Origin of the sequence: Flavobacterium hercynium (genome assembly GCF_002217285.1) — a bacterium.
In the GTDB taxonomy this organism is placed as follows: domain Bacteria; phylum Bacteroidota; class Bacteroidia; order Flavobacteriales; family Flavobacteriaceae; genus Flavobacterium; species Flavobacterium hercynium.
Genome location: NZ_MUGW01000055.1, coordinates 22,925 through 40,961, shown reverse-complemented (window position 1 = coordinate 40,961; position 18,037 = coordinate 22,925). Strand labels below are relative to the sequence as shown.

Annotated in this window: 18 protein-coding genes; 9 read left to right on the top strand and 9 right to left on the bottom strand. The window is 33.4% G+C overall.

Features of this window, described 5'->3' with window-relative positions; genetic code table 11:
- A partial coding sequence (locus B0A66_RS22995) for a hypothetical protein (RefSeq protein WP_089051741.1) occupies positions 1-512 on the top strand: 512 nt, incomplete at its 5' end.
- 345 nt (positions 513-857) lie between these two features.
- On the opposite strand, the gene B0A66_RS20630 is transcribed toward B0A66_RS22995, so the two are convergent.
- The 4 genes from B0A66_RS20630 to B0A66_RS20615 all read right to left on the bottom strand — a co-directional run bounded on the left by B0A66_RS20630 (position 858) and on the right by B0A66_RS20615 (position 2,884).
- On the bottom strand, positions 858-1,385 hold the full coding sequence (locus B0A66_RS20630) for a Cif family virulence factor (protein WP_089051740.1): 528 nt from the start codon (positions 1,383-1,385) through the stop codon (positions 858-860).
- A 49-nt stretch (positions 1,386-1,434) separates the two neighbouring features.
- Positions 1,435-1,842, bottom strand: a complete 408-nt coding sequence (locus B0A66_RS20625) for a tautomerase family protein (RefSeq protein ID WP_089051739.1) — start codon at positions 1,840-1,842, stop codon at positions 1,435-1,437.
- 52 nt (positions 1,843-1,894) lie between these two features.
- Positions 1,895-2,470: a Crp/Fnr family transcriptional regulator gene (locus tag B0A66_RS20620; protein ID WP_089051744.1), complete on the bottom strand. Its 576-nt coding sequence runs from the start codon at positions 2,468-2,470 to the stop codon at positions 1,895-1,897.
- 159 nt (positions 2,471-2,629) lie between these two features.
- A complete protein-coding gene (locus tag B0A66_RS20615; RefSeq protein WP_089051738.1) occupies positions 2,630-2,884 on the bottom strand; it encodes a type B 50S ribosomal protein L31 in 255 nt (84 codons plus the stop codon).
- A 252-nt stretch (positions 2,885-3,136) separates the two neighbouring features.
- On the opposite strand from B0A66_RS20615, the gene B0A66_RS20610 reads away from it, so the two are divergent.
- From B0A66_RS20610 to B0A66_RS20590, 5 genes are all read left to right on the top strand, one after another.
- Positions 3,137-3,667, top strand: coding sequence for a DUF4199 domain-containing protein (locus B0A66_RS20610; protein WP_089051737.1), 531 nt, complete (start codon positions 3,137-3,139; stop codon positions 3,665-3,667).
- Between the two features lie 7 nt (positions 3,668-3,674).
- A complete protein-coding gene (locus tag B0A66_RS20605) occupies positions 3,675-4,631 on the top strand; it encodes a glycosyltransferase family 2 protein (RefSeq protein ID WP_089051736.1) in 957 nt (318 codons plus the stop codon).
- 128 nt (positions 4,632-4,759) lie between these two features.
- A complete protein-coding gene (locus B0A66_RS20600) occupies positions 4,760-6,487 on the top strand; it encodes a phospho-sugar mutase (protein WP_089051735.1) in 1,728 nt (575 codons plus the stop codon).
- 156 nt (positions 6,488-6,643) lie between these two features.
- The gene (locus B0A66_RS20595) at positions 6,644-8,473 is read left to right on the top strand and encodes an ABC transporter ATP-binding protein (protein ID WP_089051734.1); all 1,830 of its coding nucleotides are present in this window, start codon (positions 6,644-6,646) and stop codon (positions 8,471-8,473) included.
- Positions 8,474-8,603: 130 nt separating this feature from the next.
- On the top strand, positions 8,604-9,305 hold the full coding sequence (locus B0A66_RS20590) for a DUF2971 domain-containing protein (RefSeq protein ID WP_089051733.1): 702 nt from the start codon (positions 8,604-8,606) through the stop codon (positions 9,303-9,305).
- 176 nt (positions 9,306-9,481) lie between these two features.
- Here B0A66_RS20590 and B0A66_RS20585 read toward each other — a convergent pair whose 3' ends face one another.
- From B0A66_RS20585 to B0A66_RS20565, 5 genes are all read right to left on the bottom strand, one after another.
- Positions 9,482-10,204, bottom strand: a complete 723-nt coding sequence (locus B0A66_RS20585; protein ID WP_089051732.1) for a CREC-EF hand family protein — start codon at positions 10,202-10,204, stop codon at positions 9,482-9,484.
- A gap of 104 nt (positions 10,205-10,308) precedes the next feature.
- Complete coding sequence (locus B0A66_RS20580) at positions 10,309-10,611, bottom strand: DUF1493 family protein (RefSeq protein ID WP_165766667.1); 303 nt, start codon at positions 10,609-10,611, stop codon at positions 10,309-10,311.
- Positions 10,612-10,626: 15 nt separating this feature from the next.
- Positions 10,627-11,205, bottom strand: a complete 579-nt coding sequence (locus tag B0A66_RS20575) for a hypothetical protein (protein WP_089051730.1) — start codon at positions 11,203-11,205, stop codon at positions 10,627-10,629.
- A gap of 103 nt (positions 11,206-11,308) precedes the next feature.
- The gene (locus B0A66_RS20570) at positions 11,309-13,768 is read right to left on the bottom strand and encodes a TonB-dependent receptor (protein WP_089051729.1); all 2,460 of its coding nucleotides are present in this window, start codon (positions 13,766-13,768) and stop codon (positions 11,309-11,311) included.
- 11 nt (positions 13,769-13,779) lie between these two features.
- Entirely contained in the window at positions 13,780-15,474 is a 1,695-nt protein-coding gene (locus tag B0A66_RS20565; RefSeq protein ID WP_089051743.1) for a M23 family metallopeptidase, read from the bottom strand.
- A gap of 178 nt (positions 15,475-15,652) precedes the next feature.
- On the opposite strand from B0A66_RS20565, the gene B0A66_RS20560 reads away from it, so the two are divergent.
- The 3 genes from B0A66_RS20560 (at position 15,653) to rny (ending at position 18,014) form a co-directional block, all read left to right on the top strand.
- Positions 15,653-15,943: a hypothetical protein gene (locus B0A66_RS20560; RefSeq protein ID WP_089051728.1), complete on the top strand. Its 291-nt coding sequence runs from the start codon at positions 15,653-15,655 to the stop codon at positions 15,941-15,943.
- Between the two features lie 4 nt (positions 15,944-15,947).
- Complete coding sequence (locus B0A66_RS20555; protein ID WP_057124075.1) at positions 15,948-16,241, top strand: cell division protein ZapA; 294 nt, start codon at positions 15,948-15,950, stop codon at positions 16,239-16,241.
- A gap of 210 nt (positions 16,242-16,451) precedes the next feature.
- Positions 16,452-18,014, top strand: coding sequence for a ribonuclease Y (gene rny, locus B0A66_RS20550; protein ID WP_089051727.1), 1,563 nt, complete (start codon positions 16,452-16,454; stop codon positions 18,012-18,014).
- Positions 18,015-18,037: the final 23 nt, after the last annotated feature.

Here is an 18,037-nt window from a genome sequence, read left to right as displayed (position 1 = left end):
AAACTAATTTTTGGGCACATCAGGAATTAGAAAATCCATTTGAAGTTGTTGATGCCTTTTTAGGATGTGAAAGTCTGGCTTTCTTCAAACAAACCTTAAGCGAAATAGTTTTTTACAGAAGCAAAGATGAAGTCTATCAAAAAGAATGTCCCGGCGATGTGTTCTTTACCTATACCGCTTTTCGCTCTTTTCTGAGGGCTTGTTCAGCTCTGCAACACAAAAGCAAAAAATGGAAGACTACCGAAATAGCTGCTGAAAAAAGGTCAATTCTCTCGCTGGCTTCTTTAACCGCAGAAGAATACGAAAATCCATTTATTGTATTTCAAAATGCTTTTACAGAACATTCCTTAGCCGACTTCGAATTTTTCCTTTGTGAAGTAATTCATCTAGCGTTACGTCCTACTATTGTAGAATTTGATTCTGATTTACTTACACCTTATATTCACGTAATCAAAATGCTCGATGCTAGTCAGCTTTTACTTGAAAGTCAAGTTGAAAAAATTAACGACTAATTATATTATTTTACAAGTGATACATTTTATACCTAACAGGTTTTGAAAACCTGTTAGGAAACGAAAACTATAATAACGTTATTCTTATCGTTAATTTTCCTGCAAGGTTTTCAAAACCTTGTAGGTATAGAATTAACCTCTTATATAACCATCAATAAATTTCTACGTAAACCTACAAGGTTGCGAAAGCCTTGCAGCGTTTTCTCTGCTAGCGCTAGCGGAGGATATATTCTATACCTAACAGGTCTTGGAGACCTGGAAGGAAATGTAATTGAGACGCGTTATCCTAACAGGTTTTCAAAACCTGTTAGGTATTAAAATTCACCCCAAGCATGAAAACGCTCATTATTTCCCTTTCCTTTCTTTCAGTTCCGGCTGTTTAAAATAGTTTGCTAATTCTAATGAATAAATCACGCTTGTAATTTTCCATTCGCCATTTTTCTTGATAAGATTTAAATACTTACAACCCCAGTTTGTCATTTTACCATCTGCCCAAAAACTATAATCCATTGTTACCGAAGCTACTGTACCATCGTTGGTAATTGTAACGTTGTCAAACTTATCTTCTGTTGTTTTATGACTAAACAAACCTCGCATGAATCTTTTATAGGATCCTGAAAAATAATTGCTTCCTGCTTTTTCCACTCCTTTTATCTCCTTTTCTTTTGCCTGCGTTCTATCTTTATAGGCCGCAGACCAAACGACATGATCTTCATTGAACAAAGCATAAAACGAAATGGAATCTTTTTCTATTACACTTCTCGAATATGTTGTAATAATGTCTTGAATCTGTTTGGTATTGTCTTTTTTCTGTTGTCCGTAAAACGGTAGGATTGCCAAAAATAAAATTGACATTATTGCTGTTTTTCTCATTACTGCTTATTTAAATAGATTACTGTTTTTTCTTCTCTTAGCCAAAATGCTACGCTTTTAGAATCTTATTCTGTATGATTTTATACTCAATCGTAAGTCCGTCATAACCATAAGCATCGGCTTTCATTTCCTCTATAGCGGTATAACTAACTGGATGAAGATTATCCAGTTTTGCTGCAAGTGTGGTATGCAAAGCTTCTATAAACCTTGCTTTGTCTTCTTTAAGATTGGTAGAATCTGAAATTTTAATAGTAAGATTGAAACTGTTCTTTCCTAACTCCGCCAAAGATTGCGAATTAATAAACCAGAGATAATCTGGAATAAAGGAAACTGTTACGACTGTAACTTCGGGCTTTTTGTTTAAAATGTCTTTGGTAAGATTACTAATGGTTTGGACTAGTTCTTTTGCTAAAGCAGGATTTTCTTTCCCGCTTATTTTTAAATGAATTGCTGGCATACTTCAATTTTTTATGGATTATTGAAGTACAAAATTCAATTTAAATAAAGACTTATTTATTGATGTATGTTAAGAGTTTTATGCGGCTTAATGATTCTGGTTTTATTCCTAAATAAGAAGCAATATGATATTGAGAAATCTGTTGTTCTATTCCCGGATATGTTTTGTAAAGCAGTTCAAGTCTTTCCGCAGCTGAATTTTTCAGAAAGGAAGTTTCTCTTCTGCATTTTCTAATAAAGAAAATATCAGATATGTACTTTGCCAATTTCAAAAAAGCAAAATCGTCTTCTATCAATTTATTAAATTGTTTTAACGTGATATACTGTATTTCGCTGTCAGCCAAAGCTTCGATATTGCAATTGGTTGGATTTTGCGTTAAGTAACTTGTGTAGGCAGTAACAAAATTATTTTCAAGATAAAAATCATTATTAAATTCAACTCCGTCATTTTGAACAAAAGATCTGAGTTTGCCTGAAGTTACTATTGCTATAAAATCACAAACAGCACCTTCCTGAATTAAAAACTGCTTTTTCTTTATTTCTTTAAAACGAATTTCCTTAGCAAACTTTTCGTAGTGGTGTTGCTCTAATCCTAATTTATCGATAAAAATAGCTTTAAGTGCTTCCATCTTAGTTTTGATTTTGATTTTCGTTGCTATTATTTCATTCAAATGTAAAAAGAATTCACCAAGATCAATTTCTTTTTTCAGGCTTTGTACAAAAGACTGATTTTATGGCATAAAAAAAGCCTTCCGATTGGAAGGCTTTTGTATAATTTAAAACGAATACTATTTTTTAGTATGTTTTGCATATTTAGTTTTGAATTTATCAATACGTCCTGCAGTATCGATAAGTTTAGATTTACCAGTATAAAAAGGGTGAGATGTTCTAGAAATCTCCATTTTTACAACTGGATACTCAACTCCGTCAACTTCAATTGTTTCTTTTGTATCTGCAGTAGATTTAGTGATAAAAACGTCATCATTTGACATGTCTTTAAATGCAACTAATCTGTAATTTTCTGGGTGGATTCCTTTTTTCATCTTTTCTTTTATTTATTGTTTAGAGCATTTTTTATTTTGAAGCTTTTTCATGGTTAGAAAAAGGTGTAAACAAACACTACTCTTTTTTGTTTAAAAATTTTAATTATTTTCAGGTTGCAAATTTACAATTCTTTTTTAATATACAAATGTTTGGGTCACTTTTTTTTTAGTTAAATTCAAAAAGCTTTTTTTCTGTCTGAATATATTGGGAATTGCTATATTTGTGGATTAATTTTAAAACATATAGAAAATATGATTAATGAAGTTATAAAAAAGAACGGAATTACATTTGGTGTAATGATTGGAGTTGCATCAGCTTTAATTACTGCCACAATATATGCAATTGATCTGAATCTGTTTACAGCATGGTGGATGGGACTTATCGGTTTGGTTATAAGTCTGACCTTAAGTATTATCCTGCTCGCTAAAACAAAGAAAGATTTAAACGGAATTTTTCCTTTTAAAGAAGCTTTTACTACTTATTTTATTGCAGCTGTAATTGGGATTCTGATCTCTACCCTTTTCAACATCTTTTTATTTAACGTTATTGATCCTGGTGCAAAAGACACTTTAAACGAATTAATCATAAAATATACAGCAACGATGATGCAAAAATTTGGATCTCCGGCTTCTGTTATTAATGAAACGATTGCAAAAATGAAACTAACGAATCCCTACTCTACTGTAGAATTACTTAAAGGATCTGTTTTTGCTATTGTTGTCAGCTCTATTTTCGGATTAATTTTCGCAGCATTTTTTAAAAGCAAAACTACACAAGAATAAAAAATAAATGAACCTATCTATACTTATACCACTTCTAAACGAAGAGGCATCATTAAAAGAACTCTACGACTGGATTATTAAGGTAATGCAATCGAACAATTACAGTTATGAAATCATTTTTGTAGATGATGGTAGTACAGATAATTCATGGGACATTATAGAAAGTTTTTCTAACGAAAACCCAAATGTAAAGGGGATTCGTTTCATGAAGAACTTTGGGAAATCACAAGCACTGCATGCTGGCTTCGCTAAAGCTAAAGGAGATGTGATCATTACGATGGATGCCGATTTACAAGACAGCCCTGACGAAATTCCGGGATTGTTTGAGATGATTACGGCTCAAAAGTTTGATCTGGTTTCGGGCTGGAAAAAGAAGCGTTACGATTCTGTCGTGGCAAAAAACCTTCCGTCGAAATTGTTTAACTGGGCGGCAAGAAAAACTTCAGGAGTAGAATTGAATGATTTTAACTGCGGACTTAAAGCTTATAAAAATACAGTTGTAAAAAACATTGAAGTATCGGGCGAAATGCACCGTTATATTCCGGTTTTGGCAAAAAATGCCGGTTTTAATAAAATAGGTGAAAAAGTAGTTATACACCAGGCACGTAAATATGGTGAGACAAAATTTGGAATGGAGCGTTTTATAAACGGTTTTCTGGATTTGATCACGATTTGGTTTTTATCCCGTTTTGGAAAAAGACCTATGCACTTATTTGGTGCGATTGGTTCTCTAATGTTTATTATCGGATTTTTATTGGCAGGTTATATCGGAATTTCTAAATTGTACCACATGTACAACGGAATGCGATACAGCTTAATAACGAGTAATCCGTGGTTTTTTATTGCTTTAACAAATATGATTTTAGGTACTCAATTGTTTCTTGCCGGTTTTCTGGGTGAGATTATTTTGAGAACTAAGAGCAATGAAGCGCGTTATAAGGTTGCCCGAGAGGTGAATTTTTAACTTGAAGTCCTAGCCCTGATGGGAATGGCATCCTTTTATGGCGGGGTTCGCCATAAAAGATATAATGGACAGCAGGAATAGCTCCTGAACAATCTGATCCTTTAATTTAAATACAAAACCAACAAATGATGAATATAGCACCTAATATTTTAACTGCTGTAAATGAATGGCTGACACCTACATTTGATAACGAAACGCAAGCTTTGGTTAAGGAACTAATGACGACTTCGCCAAAAGAACTGGAAGAAAGTTTTTATAAAAATCTGGAATTTGGAACGGGCGGAATGCGCGGTGTTATGGGCGTTGGAAGCAATAGAATCAACAAATATACGCTTGGAAAAAATACTCAGGGTCTTTCTGATTACCTGCACGAAGTTTTTCCGAATGAACCTTTGAAAGTTGTAATTGCTTACGATTGCAGGCACAACAGTGATACTTTAGCTAAAGTGGTTGCGGATGTTTTTTCTGCAAACGGAATTCACGTTTACTTATTTTCTGACTTACGACCTACTCCGGAATTATCATTTGCGCTTAAATATTTAGGTTGCCAATGCGGAATTGTACTTACTGCTTCGCACAATCCACCGGAATACAACGGTTACAAAGTATACTGGCAAGATGGTGGACAAATTGTTCCACCGGAAGATAAAGCAATCATCAATGTAATCGAAAATCTGGATTACGACAAAATAAAATTTAATGCTAACGAAAGCCTGATCGAATATATTGATACGGCTATCGATAAAGCTTTTATACAATCGTCTATAGAAAACGCAAGTTTTAATACGCCGGCTGAAGCTAAAGATGATTTACATATTGTTTTTACTTCATTACATGGTACTTCGATAAAATCAATTCCTGACACTTTATCTCAGGCCGGATATAAAAATGTACATATTGTTCCGGAACAGGCTGAACCAAACGGAGATTTTCCGACTGTAAAATCGCCAAATCCGGAAGAACCGGAAGCATTGACAATGGCATTGGCATTGGCAGACAAAACCAACTCTGATATTGTTGTGGGAACGGATCCTGATTGTGATCGTTTGGGTGTTGCTGTGAGAAACAATGATGGCAAAATGATTTTACTTAACGGAAATCAGACGATGGTTTTGATGACTGCTTTCTTATTGAAACAATGGAAAAAGGCGGGCAAAATTAATGGTAAACAGTTTGTAGGTTCTACGATTGTATCTACTCCAATGATGATGGAATTGGCCAGCAATTATGGTGTGGAGTGTAAAGTTGGTTTGACCGGTTTTAAATGGATTGCCAAAATGATTAAAGATTTTCCTGAGCTTGAGTTTATTGGCGGGGGAGAAGAAAGTTTTGGTTTTATGGTGGGTGACGCCGTGAGAGATAAAGATGCTGTTGCAGCTACTTTATTAATTTGTGAAGTGGCAGCTCAGGCTAAAGCAGCCGGAAGCAGCGTTTACAAAGAACTGTTACAATTGTATGTTGAAAATGGTTTTTATAAAGAATACTTAGTTTCATTAACCAAAAAAGGAATCGAAGGTTTAGAGGAAATTAATCAGATGATGATTGATTTACGTCAGAATCCTTTGAAAGAAATCAGCGGACAAAGGGTGATTATGGTTGAAGATTACCAATCATCGATAGCGCTGAATTTATTGACGGGAGAAGAATCGGCTATGGATATTCCGAAATCGAATGTGTTGATTTATTACACAGAAGACGGTTCTAAAATTTGCGCAAGACCAAGCGGAACTGAACCTAAGATTAAATTCTACATTAGTGTTAATGCAGCAATAGAATCGGTTTTAGATTTTGATGCAGCAGAAAGCTACTTAGACGAAAAAATACAGAACATTATTGCAGGAATGCAATTGAAATAATAAAAATGAGTAACGAGCTTGACATTATCATGTTTTAAGAAACTCATTACAAAAATTACAAGACTTTACAATTGTGCAGACGATGTCTGCACAATTGAGTTAGTCAAAAAACTCGAAAGAGCCATTGCTATAGCAGAAAATAACATCTATCACTAAATGAGTAATTTTAAAAAAATAATTCCTTTTATTTATCCATATAAGAAATATGCTTTCTTAAATGTCTTTTTTAATATTTTGTATGCGCTTTTCAGCACACTTTCTTTTGTTGCATTAATACCAATGCTTCAGGTCTTATTTGACAAGGCACAAGAGAGGAAAACAAAACCTGTATATGATGGTATTCTAAATCTTCAGAAATATGGGGAGGATTATTTAAGTTACTACATCACTACGACAAAAGGCGATCACGATCCGGGCTATATTTTAGCTATAATGGTGGCGATTATCATTTCGATCTTTTTACTAAAAAACTTAGCTGATTATTTAGCAATGTTTTTCATCACGTATTTAAGAAATGGTGTTTTAAAAGATATGCGAAATGCGTTGTACAAAAAAACATTAGAACTTCCTTTAGCCTTTTATTCTGAGAAAAGAAAAGGAGATGTTATTTCGAGAATTTCTGCTGATGTAAACGAGGTTCAAAACTCTTTTTTAGCCATATTGGAACTTATTGTAAAAGAACCGTTAACGATTATTTTTACGATAGCAACAATGTTAATGATCAGCACGAAACTAACTTTATTTGTTTTTATTTTTATTCCGATTTCGGGTTACATTATCTCTTTAATTGGAAAACAACTTAAAAAGCAATCCACAAAAGCACAGGAAGAACAAGGTACTTTTTTATCTACTATTGAAGAAACTATTGGTGGACTGAAAGTGGTAAAAGGATATAATTCTGAGAGTTATTTTAATACTGTTTTTCAAAATTCAACGGAACGTTTTTTCAGTTTATCAAATAAGATTGGGCATCGCCAAAACTTAGCTTCACCTGCAAGTGAATTTATGGGAATTACGGTTATTGCTATTTTATTGTGGTATGGAGGTCAAATGGTTTTGATTGACAAAACACTTAGCGGTCCTTCGTTTATTGCTTACATGGGATTAGCTTACAATATACTAACACCTGCAAAAGCTATTTCTAAGGCTTCTTACGGTGTTAAAAGAGGAAATGCAGCAGCAGAACGTGTTCTTGAAATTTTAGAGCAGGAAAATCCAATTGTATCTAAAACTGATGCCATTCATAAAACTGATTTTGATAATCATATCACTGTTCAAAATATTAATTTTAAGTATGAAGACGAAACGGTTTTAAAAGACTTTTCTCTTGAAATCAAAAAAGGTCAGACTGTTGCTCTTGTGGGACAATCCGGAAGTGGAAAAAGTACTATTGCCAATTTATTAACGCGTTTTTATGATGTTAATGACGGTACAATTTCTATTGATGGTGTTAACATCAAAGACATGAACCTGCAATCACTTCGCAACCTGATGGGATTGGTAACACAAGACAGTATTTTATTTAATGACACTATTAAGGCTAATATTTCTTTAGGAAAGCTAGATGCTACTGATGATGAAATCATCGAGGCTTTGAAAATTGCCAATGCTTATGAGTTCGTAAAAGAACTTCCTTTGGGAATCTATACTAATATTGGAGACAGCGGAAATAAATTATCGGGAGGACAAAAACAACGTTTGTCGATTGCGCGTGCTGTGCTTAAAAACCCTCCTATTATGATTCTGGACGAAGCTACGTCTGCATTGGATACGGAAAGCGAAAAATTTGTTCAGGTTGCTTTAGAGAACATGATGCAAAACAGAACTTCGATTGTAATCGCTCACCGCTTATCAACTATTCAGAAAGCAGATGTTATTGTCGTGATGCAAAAAGGAAGGATTGTAGAACAAGGAACTCACGATCAACTGATTGCTCACAATGGAACGTATAACAAATTGGTAACGATGCAATCTTTTGAATCGTAAATAAAAAAACATAGCTTAGCCACAGCTAGCAAGATTAACAGATTATTTTTTCTTTAACGGAATTAAAATCATAAATTTAATCTTGCTTGCTGTGGCTTTTTTATTTAGAAAAAATTCAAATCGATAACCAATGTATCTCAACAATCCGAACATTAAATTGCCTGATGACCCCGATACAATTGTTTGGAAATATTTAGATTTATCTAAATTCCTGGATTTATTATTGTCCAGAAAACTATTCATGTCCCGCTCTGATAAGTTCGAAGATCAGTACGAAGGCACTTTTAGCGAACCTACTTTTGAAGAGATTAAAAAACTTGCGGCAGACAATCCTGACTTTTTAAACTATTACAAGACGCATCGTGAAAAAGTTGCCGTAAGCAGTTGGCACATAAATGAATACGAATCTTTTGCTATGTGGCAGATATTCACGCAAAACAGCGAAGGATTGGCTATACAATCGACGATTGGCAGATTGCAGAAAGCATTAAACCCGGAAAATAACTTTGACCAGTATATTGGCGAGGTAAATTATATTGACTACAAGAAAGAATATATTCCGTTTGATGATTTTTTCTTTCCGTTTTTGTTTAAGAGAAAAAGCTTTCAATACGAACGCGAAGTACGCATTCTCACAGATACTTCTAAGAGCAACATCAAACTAAATGACGGTTTAAAAATTAATGTAGATCTGAATCAGTTAATCGAGAAAATATACATTCACCCAAAATCTGAAAACTGGTACAAAAAACTCGTAATAGAACTGGTCGAACGTCTCGATTTTGGTTTTGAAATTGAAAAGTCTGATTTGGAAAGTGATATTTTGATATAAGGTACTAAGGTTCTTAGATGCTAAGGTGCTGAGTTTTTTTTTCATAGATAAAAGAATTAAAATGATTTTTTATCATTTATAAAATAAATAAAGGCGTGTAAAAATTTAAAATTTCTACACGCCTTTAAATTCGTAGCAAAACCTTAGAGCCTTAGCACCTTAGTATCTTAAAACCTCTAAATAGGCTTATAACTTTTCACTTCCCATTTTTTAGACAAAAGGTCAATGTAATTATAATGTAAAACGTCATTTTTATCAAATTGTCCGTTTTGATTGGTGTCTTCTATTGTTCTGAAATACAAGCGGCTTTTAGATTCAATTAAACTCCAGTCTACTAATTCCTGAAAGTCTTCGGAGATTTTTGTAAAATTTTCTCCGCTAACATCGCTTAAATATAACGTCTTAATATCTCCGGTATCAATTTTACCATCTTTATTGGTATCAGAATCTGCCAAAGTATACACTATTATTTTATTGTGTGTTTTATCAGCAACTGGTTTTAAATAGGTCGCTGTTAAAATTAAAACAGGCTTCTCTGATAAAGGACGAATAGAATCTGAATCTGTTTTTTGGAATTTTAAATTCTGAAGGTAACCTGTAAGTTCGAATTCACTTAAATTTGAAATGGTAAAGCTTACGTCGTTTACACTTGAAGATCCGTAACGCCCTTTTGTTCCTTTTTCATAAACTCTCAAATCTCCCACCGGATGAATTAGATATCCTGTTCCTTCCATTTCGATCGGTAAATCAGCAACTTCAATTTGTGCAGAATCTGTTTTAGTAACGGTAGTTGCTCTACTTGAAGCATCATATATCACTTTTGGTTGTTTAACTTCATCTTTACAGCTCACTAATGTTCCGATGAAAGCTAAGGCTATATATTTTAACGACTTTTTCATGTATGCAAATTATATTAGAATATCAAATATACTATATTTGATTGTATTATCCATTTTTATTGAGTTTTACTAGAAAACATAAAAGAATAACCTTTAACTATATCTTATTCTAACTTTCCTTTAATCAGAGCGTTTTTTAAATCATATATTGTTAAATCTTTTTTCTTTTCTTTACCAAACAAGCTAGACAACCAAAGACTAATCTTATCTACTTCGGAATTAAAATGTTCATCAAAATTAAAAGAAGTTATATCCACATTAAACTCTTTTGAAAACTTCATTAAAAAATCTTCAGCTTCATCACCATAAATATCTAAGTCTTTTTCAATATAACAGTTAGGAGATACATCATTAAAAAAAACTCCAGTTTCTTCTTTCAAAAACTCATAAAATTTAGATTTATCCATCATATTTAATTTTAACTACCATTTACCTTCACTACCCCCTCCGCTAAATGAACCACCACCAAAACCGCCATAAAAGACACTTTTATCTTTCTCATTACATTCAGAATACTCAATTATTATTTCAATAATATCAATAGCTACCAATGTCCAACCAACATAAGGCACAACTCTACCTATTGCTCGACCTAAAACATTAGTTCCCAATATCCTTACAGGCATTTTTTGAGGAAAAGCTCTAGATAAATACTTAGATGCAATTGACGTTCCTGCAGCTGAACCTTTCATTACAAATCGCTTTTTTAAAATTGGTTGTCCTAACAATATTAAAGACGAACCTCCTACAGATTTATCAAAATTATGATCCTTAGAATTAATTTCCTTTTTTTCTATTACAATCTTATCTACATAAGTAATTGTGGATTTATCATACAAACCAATTTGAAAATCATTGATCTTTCTAAATTCTGAATTTAATATCCCTTTAAAAACATCATAAAAATTTTTATGAGTGGATAACTTCAACTTACTCTCTGCTCTCTTTCTTGATTTTTCAACTGAATCAATTATTTTTTTCTCTAAGAAATAGTCAATCATGGCTTATACTTTTATAATTATCAAATATAAGTCAATCATTATTTATAAAAAAAATACTACCTAAAAAACTGTAGTAAAATAATAAAGAAGTATTTCAATTTAATCATAACCTAGCATTCAACTTTACGTTAAAAACTCTTGATGTCATGTAATTAGGAATGGCGTATTGATTTTTAGAATACACATCACGTACCCAGGTATTGGTAATTGCATTTTGATTATTGAACAAATTAAAAATCTCTACCCCTAATGACAATTCTTTAAAATTCTTCAGCCAATTTGCTTTAGAGATTTTAGTATTACTGTCGATAAAAACTTTTGCAAACCCTATGTCTACCCTTCTGTAATCATTCAATCTGTTTTGATATAAATACGGGTCTGAATATGAAGGAGACCCTCCTGGTAAACCAGTATTATAAACTAAATTCAGATACAATTTAATACTTGGAATATTGGGCATGTAGTCCTGAAACAACATGGCGAATTTTAGGCGCTGATCTGTTGGTCTGGCGACAAATCCTTTATTCTCGTAGTTTTCTTCGGTTTTTAAATACCCAAAACTAACCCATGATTCTGCTCCGGGGACAAATTCTCCGTTTAATCTAAAATCAAAACCCTGAGCATAAGCTTTTGCATTATTATTGGCAGTATAACGAATTCGCACATTGTCTATGGAATAGGTATTTACATCTGTAAGGGACTTATAATACACTTCGGTAACCCATTTAAAAGGTCGGTTCCAGATTTTGAAATTATAGTCGTTACTCAAAACAATATGAACTGATTCTTGTGCTTTTACATCCGGATTTACAACGCCATTCAAATCTCTGAGTTCCCTATAGAAAGGCGGCTGATGATACAATCCTCCTGAAAGTCTGAAAATCATATCGGTATCCCAATCCGGTTTAAGAGCAAATTGCGCTCTCGGACTAAATACGGTTTGATTTTTACCTTCAACAGTTGCTCCGGAAACGCTCCAATTCTGAAAACGAACTCCTGCATTAAACCAAACCTGACTTGAACCTATTTCTGTTTTTTGATTCCATTGTGTATATCCTGAGAATCTATTTATGACATTAGAATTAGTCGCCCTAATGTTTTGATAAGGCAAAAGTACTCCTGTGTAAGGTACGTAAGGCTGATCATCGGCTGGCAAATTAATAATTGGCGGTCTTACAGAAAATCCTGCTGAATCGATCATTTCCCATTCTACTACACGATCCCGAATAGATTCTCTGGTATATTTTAACCCAAACTCTAGTTGACTATCGCTCCATTCTTTAAAACCTTTTACTTCTGCATTTGCAATTAAGGCATCGAGGTCGTTTCGGGCATTCGTAAGCTGAGATCCTATTCCGCGTGTAAAATCGATGTTTTCTGTATTATCTTCATCGTTTGTGCTGCTTAATCGATATTGTGCCAGAATATTAAAATGTTCTTGCTCTTGAGTATGAAATAATGAACCTATAAATTTTAAAGTAAAATCAGGTGCAATTTTATAAGTAGTTTTAAAAGCTCCAAAATAGGTATTGTATTCATCTATTTCATGTCCTTCATAATACACATTCAGCGTTAAAGGGTTATCTACTGTTCCAAATTTGGTTTCACGGGTTAAAGGCTGATACAAATATTTGTTTTGTGAAATATTCCCTAGAAAACTCATTTGCCACTTTTCTGAAATATCATAATTAATGTTGGTCTGAAAATCGACAAAAGTTGGGGTGTAATTGGTTTGCGTATCCTGACTGTTTACGAGTAAACTATTGTTTCGGTACCGAACGCCGCTTACTGCTGACCATTTTTTATTTTTAGAAACGGCATCAACAGAAACACTTCCTCCCAGCAAACTTGCTTCAAGAGATGCACCAAATTCGGTTGGCTTTCTGTACGTGATATCTAAAACAGATGATAATTTATCTCCAAATTTTGATTGGAATCCACCAGCTGAAAAATCAACATTTTGTACCAAATCGGTATTGGTAAAACTTAATCCTTCTTGTTGCCCTGAACGAATTAAAAACGGACGATATACTTCGATTTCATTTACGTAAACTAAATTTTCATCAAAATTACCGCCACGAACAGCATACTGAGAGCTTAATTCATTGTTTGAATTTACTCCCGGTAATGTTTTTAGAATATTTTCGATTCCTGCATTTGCGCCCGGAATTTTTTTGATTGTTGCAGCGTCAATAACTGTAATTCCCTGAACACGTTTTTTGCTACCTGATGAAACAAAAACTTCTCCCATTTGCTCCTCCGAATTGTTCATAACCGGATTAAATATAAAAACCTCATTGGGTTTTAAACTCACGGCAAGACTCATCATTTTTAAAGAAACATGCGTAAAAATTAAAGAGACTTTTCTATTTGATGGAATTTCAATTTCAAAAAAACCATCAGCATTTGATTGCGAAAAATTTCCTGAAGAAGTAATACTTACGTTAGAGACCGGTCGTTTTTCATCATCTAAAATTATCCCTTTGACATAAGCCTTTTGAGCAAATGAAATATAGCCAATACATAAAAAGAGAAAACTAAAAAATACCTTACTATGCTTCAAAAGATTTGATTTTATTTTTGTTGACTTCTAAAAAAGTGCGTTTCAAAGATAGCAGAATTACCCACATTATCTATCACTTCAATTCTTAAATCGTTTGCTCCTTCTGAAACAATTCCGTCGTCAAATTTATGCGTAATTTTCCTAGTTTTATTATCATATTCAAATAAAATCCAATTTCCGTTTAAATATCCGTTGTAGGACTTGATTCCTGACAATCCATCACCAATCGTAAATTGTATCGTTTTCATATCACTAATCCATTTATCCTGAATAGGTTTTGCTATTTTTATAGTTGGGGCAACAGTATCTAATGCCAAACCATATTGTCCCAAAACTCTGGATTTAGCGGTATAAACATCATTTTTTCTAACGGTTCCGTTATAACTTCTGTTATTTCCGCTGATTTTTGCAATGAAAACTTTATCACGAAGTGCTTCTGGATAACTCTCGTCTTTAATTGTAATGGTAAAATTGGAATGAACAGGAACGACATCATTATGAATGTAGATTCTATTATTTTTTACATCAAAATTCATATCAAAATCATCATAAAAAGTCCCGGCAGGAAAAAATACCGACATATTATCTTTTTCGAAGTTCGCATCTTTAGTTGCTTTGATGAAATATTTCGATGTAACCGGTTCTGCATTTACAATTGGCGTAGCGGTATCGAACTCTATTGGAACGGTAACAGAATTTAAATTCCCGAAATAATCTGAAACTTCAATTTTGTAAGTAGACGCTAAATTTTGTTCAACCGTTATAATTCCGTTTGCCGAATCTGTTTTTATAATACTTAACGGAAATGGCGTTTTCATAAAAAGCTGCTGTACACGCTGACCAGTTTTTTTATATTTTGGATAATCAATAAAAGCATTGATATATCTCATCTCATCAAACGAATAGGTATTGAACTGATAGTTATAATTTTGATTTCCGTTTAGAAAAGTAGATACATTAAAAACACCGTTTTTGTTATGCGAAATATCATCCAAATCAACCGCATTGATTCCGAAACCAATTTTTCCGTTTGCTTTGACTTTACTTGCTAAATAAGTTCCATCTTTTTGAAGCGCCAGATTAAGCAGCAAAGGTTGCTTTGACTGATTTACTGTTGTATTATTAAGCGGATAAACAAACACACTTGAAATCGTTGGCTTTTTGGTATCCTTTAAATTTTGGTCAAAGCCAAAAAATATAGGATTGATGACAAACTCTGTTTTAGAATCGCGAAACTCAAAATGCAAGTGAGGTCCTTGAGAAGATCCGGTGTTTCCTGAAAGGGCGATTATCTGACCTTTTGTAACGGGAAGTTCATTTGGTTTTAGAAATATTTCGATTTCAAACGAACGCTCTGAATAATGTGTTTTTTGAACAAGATCATTTATAGGTCCAACAACCTTTTGCAAATGCCCATAAACAGAAGTATACCCATTTGGATGCGTAATGTAAATGCATTTACCATTTCCGTAAGTTGAAATTTTGATTCTCGAAACATAACCATCTGCAACGGCATAAACGTTCAATCCTTCTCTCTGATTGGTTTTTAAATCAAATCCGGCATGAAAATGATTCGGTCTCAACTCACCAAAATTCCCGGAAAGCTGCATAGGAATATCCAGCGGCGGACGAAAATAATCTTTAGGATATTGAGTTTGAGCAACAATAAAATTACAGAAAAACAGGGTAAGTAATGACCATCTCATAAGCAACATTTTTGCTAAGGTAAAAAAATCTGATGCTAAAACCGAGTAAAAAGCCAAAAAATACAATTGACTGAATTTCATTTAATTGGTTATTTTTAATGTAAAAAAATCGATAAAAAATTGCATTAATAAAAAGGAATACTAACTTTGTAGGATTAAGTAATGAATAGGATTTATAATGAGTGTAATTGCCGAAATAATTGATACTCTTGAATATAAAGTAGAAAAGCTTTTTGAAAAATCAAAAGGCCTGGAACAAAATAATCAGGATTTAAGATTACAACTAGCCAAAGCTGCGCAAATTATCCAGAAGCAATCTGAAGAAATTGAGGCTTTGAAAAAGCAGTATGATACACTTAAAATAGCCAATTCGTTACTTGGCAGCGACAATAACAAGAGAGAGACAAAGCTTAAAATAAATTCATTAATTCGCGAAATAGATTACTGTATAGCACAACTATCAGACTAGAAACATGGACGGAAAGCTTAGAATTAAAATATCAATCGCAGATCGTGTTTACCCATTAACGGTTGAACCTGCGCAGGAAGAAGGACTTAGAAGTGCTTCTAAAAAAATTGATGCTATGATTAAGCAATTCGAAGAAAGTTACGCGGTACGCGATAAGCAAGATGTATTGGCCATGTGTGCCCTGCAATTTGCATCACAGGTTGAACAAAAACAAATTGATAACGCAATCGATGGAGAAGAAACCATTGAACGAATTAAAAGATTAAATTTGCTTTTAGATCAATATCTCGAAAATTAAACGTTCTTTACACGAAACTAAGATACTGCCTACATTAGTTCACAATTGGTAAACTCAACACTAACAATTTAGAATGAGCAAATCGTCGCTACTATAGTATGCCCTGCTTCGGCAAGGAAACTTGAACAGTGAGTTAGCTCAAAACTTGTCCTTACGAGTTTATTCAAGCAATTAATGTAGGCTTTTTTTTATATATAAATTTTAACAAACATGGACATCATAACGATCATCATTTCAGGTATAATAGGTATTGCCGCAGGTTTTGGAATAGCTAAAATTATCGAAAAAAGCAATATTTCTAATTTAATAAAAAACGCAAAAAAAGAAGCAGCTTCAATCTTGAAAGATGCAAATTTAGAGGCTGAGAACATTAAAAAAGATAAAATTCTTCAGGCTAAAGAGCGATTTATTGAATTAAAATCTGAACACGAGCAAGTTATTTTAGCCCGAGATAAAAAAGTAGCTGAAGTAGAAAAAAGAGTAAGAGACAAAGAATCACAAGTATCTAACGAACTTTCTAAAGCTAAAAAAGTAAATGACGACTTTGAATCTAAAACACAGGAATACAACAATAAAATTGAAGTTTTAGATAAAAAACAATCGGAAGTTGACAGATTACACAAAAGTCAGTTACAACAATTGGAAGTCATCTCAGGACTTTCTGCTGATGAAGCAAAGGAACAATTAGTAGAAGGCTTAAAAGCAGAAGCTAAAAGTAAAGCTATGTCTCATATTCAGGAAACTATTGAAGAGGCTAAACTTACTGCACAACAAGAAGCTAAAAAAATCATCATCAATACAATTCAAAGAGTTGGAACTGAAGAAGCAGTTGAGAATTGCGTTTCTGTTTTCAATATTGAATCCGATGATGTAAAAGGTAGAATTATTGGTCGTGAAGGTCGTAACATTAGAGCACTTGAAGCTGCAACCGGAGTAGAAATCATTGTTGATGATACACCGGAAGCTATTATCCTTTCTTGTTTTGATCCTGTTCGTAGAGAAATAGCGCGTTTGTCATTGCACAAATTGGTTACTGACGGACGTATTCACCCTGCAAGAATTGAAGAAGTTGTTGCTAAAACAGCGAAACAAATTGACGACGAAATTATCGAAGTTGGTAAACGTACGGTTATCGATTTAGGAATTCACGGATTACACCCTGAATTAATAAAAGTTGTTGGTAGAATGAAATACCGTTCTTCTTACGGACAAAACTTATTACAACACTCAAGAGAAGTTTCTAAACTTTGTGGTATCATGGCTGCCGAATTAGGCTTAAATGTAAAATTAGCTAAAAGAGCTGGTTTATTACACGATATTGGTAAAGTGCCGGATACTGAAAGTGACCTTCCTCACGCATTATTAGGTATGCAATGGGCGGAGAAATATGGTGAAAAAGAAGAAGTTTGCAACGCTATTGGAGCTCACCACGACGAGATCGAAATGAAATCATTATTATCTCCAATCGTTCAGGTTTGTGATGCTATCTCAGGAGCAAGACCAGGCGCAAGACGTCAGGTTCTGGATTCTTACATTCAACGTCTGAAAGATCTTGAAGAAGTGGCGTACAGCTTTAGCGGTGTGAAAAATGCTTACGCGATTCAGGCAGGTAGAGAATTACGTGTAATTGTAGAAAGCGAAAAAGTTTCTGATGATAATGCAGCAAACTTATCTTTCGAGATTTCTCAAAAAATTCAAACAGAAATGACTTATCCTGGTCAGGTTAAAATAACTGTAATTAGAGAAACAAGAGCAGTAAACATTGCGAAGTAATTTAATTTACGATATATAAATAA

Bases quoted from the DNA above. Each gene is read 5' to 3' on its own strand.
- B0A66_RS20555 (WP_057124075.1), top strand. From the start codon at position 15,948: ATGGACGGAAAGCTTAGAATTAAAATATCAATCGCAGATCGTGTTTAC.
- B0A66_RS20580 (WP_165766667.1), bottom strand. From the start codon at position 10,611: ATGGATAAATCTAAATTTTATGAGTTTTTGAAAGAAGAAACTGGAGTT.
- B0A66_RS20575 (WP_089051730.1), bottom strand. From the start codon at position 11,205: ATGATTGACTATTTCTTAGAGAAAAAAATAATTGATTCAGTTGAAAAA.
- B0A66_RS20605 (WP_089051736.1), top strand. From the start codon at position 3,675: ATGAACCTATCTATACTTATACCACTTCTAAACGAAGAGGCATCATTA.
- B0A66_RS20620 (WP_089051744.1), bottom strand. From the start codon at position 2,470: ATGGAAGCACTTAAAGCTATTTTTATCGATAAATTAGGATTAGAGCAA.
- B0A66_RS20565 (WP_089051743.1), bottom strand. From the start codon at position 15,474: ATGAGATGGTCATTACTTACCCTGTTTTTCTGTAATTTTATTGTTGCT.
- B0A66_RS20615 (WP_089051738.1), bottom strand. From the start codon at position 2,884: ATGAAAAAAGGAATCCACCCAGAAAATTACAGATTAGTTGCATTTAAA.
- B0A66_RS20590 (WP_089051733.1), top strand. From the start codon at position 8,604: ATGTATCTCAACAATCCGAACATTAAATTGCCTGATGACCCCGATACA.
- B0A66_RS20610 (WP_089051737.1), top strand. From the start codon at position 3,137: ATGATTAATGAAGTTATAAAAAAGAACGGAATTACATTTGGTGTAATG.
- rny (WP_089051727.1), top strand. From the start codon at position 16,452: ATGGACATCATAACGATCATCATTTCAGGTATAATAGGTATTGCCGCA.
- B0A66_RS20625 (WP_089051739.1), bottom strand. From the start codon at position 1,842: ATGCCAGCAATTCATTTAAAAATAAGCGGGAAAGAAAATCCTGCTTTA.
- B0A66_RS20630 (WP_089051740.1), bottom strand. From the start codon at position 1,385: ATGAGAAAAACAGCAATAATGTCAATTTTATTTTTGGCAATCCTACCG.
- B0A66_RS20600 (WP_089051735.1), top strand. From the start codon at position 4,760: ATGAATATAGCACCTAATATTTTAACTGCTGTAAATGAATGGCTGACA.
- B0A66_RS20560 (WP_089051728.1), top strand. From the start codon at position 15,653: ATGAGTGTAATTGCCGAAATAATTGATACTCTTGAATATAAAGTAGAA.
- B0A66_RS20595 (WP_089051734.1), top strand. From the start codon at position 6,644: ATGAGTAATTTTAAAAAAATAATTCCTTTTATTTATCCATATAAGAAA.
- B0A66_RS20585 (WP_089051732.1), bottom strand. From the start codon at position 10,204: ATGAAAAAGTCGTTAAAATATATAGCCTTAGCTTTCATCGGAACATTA.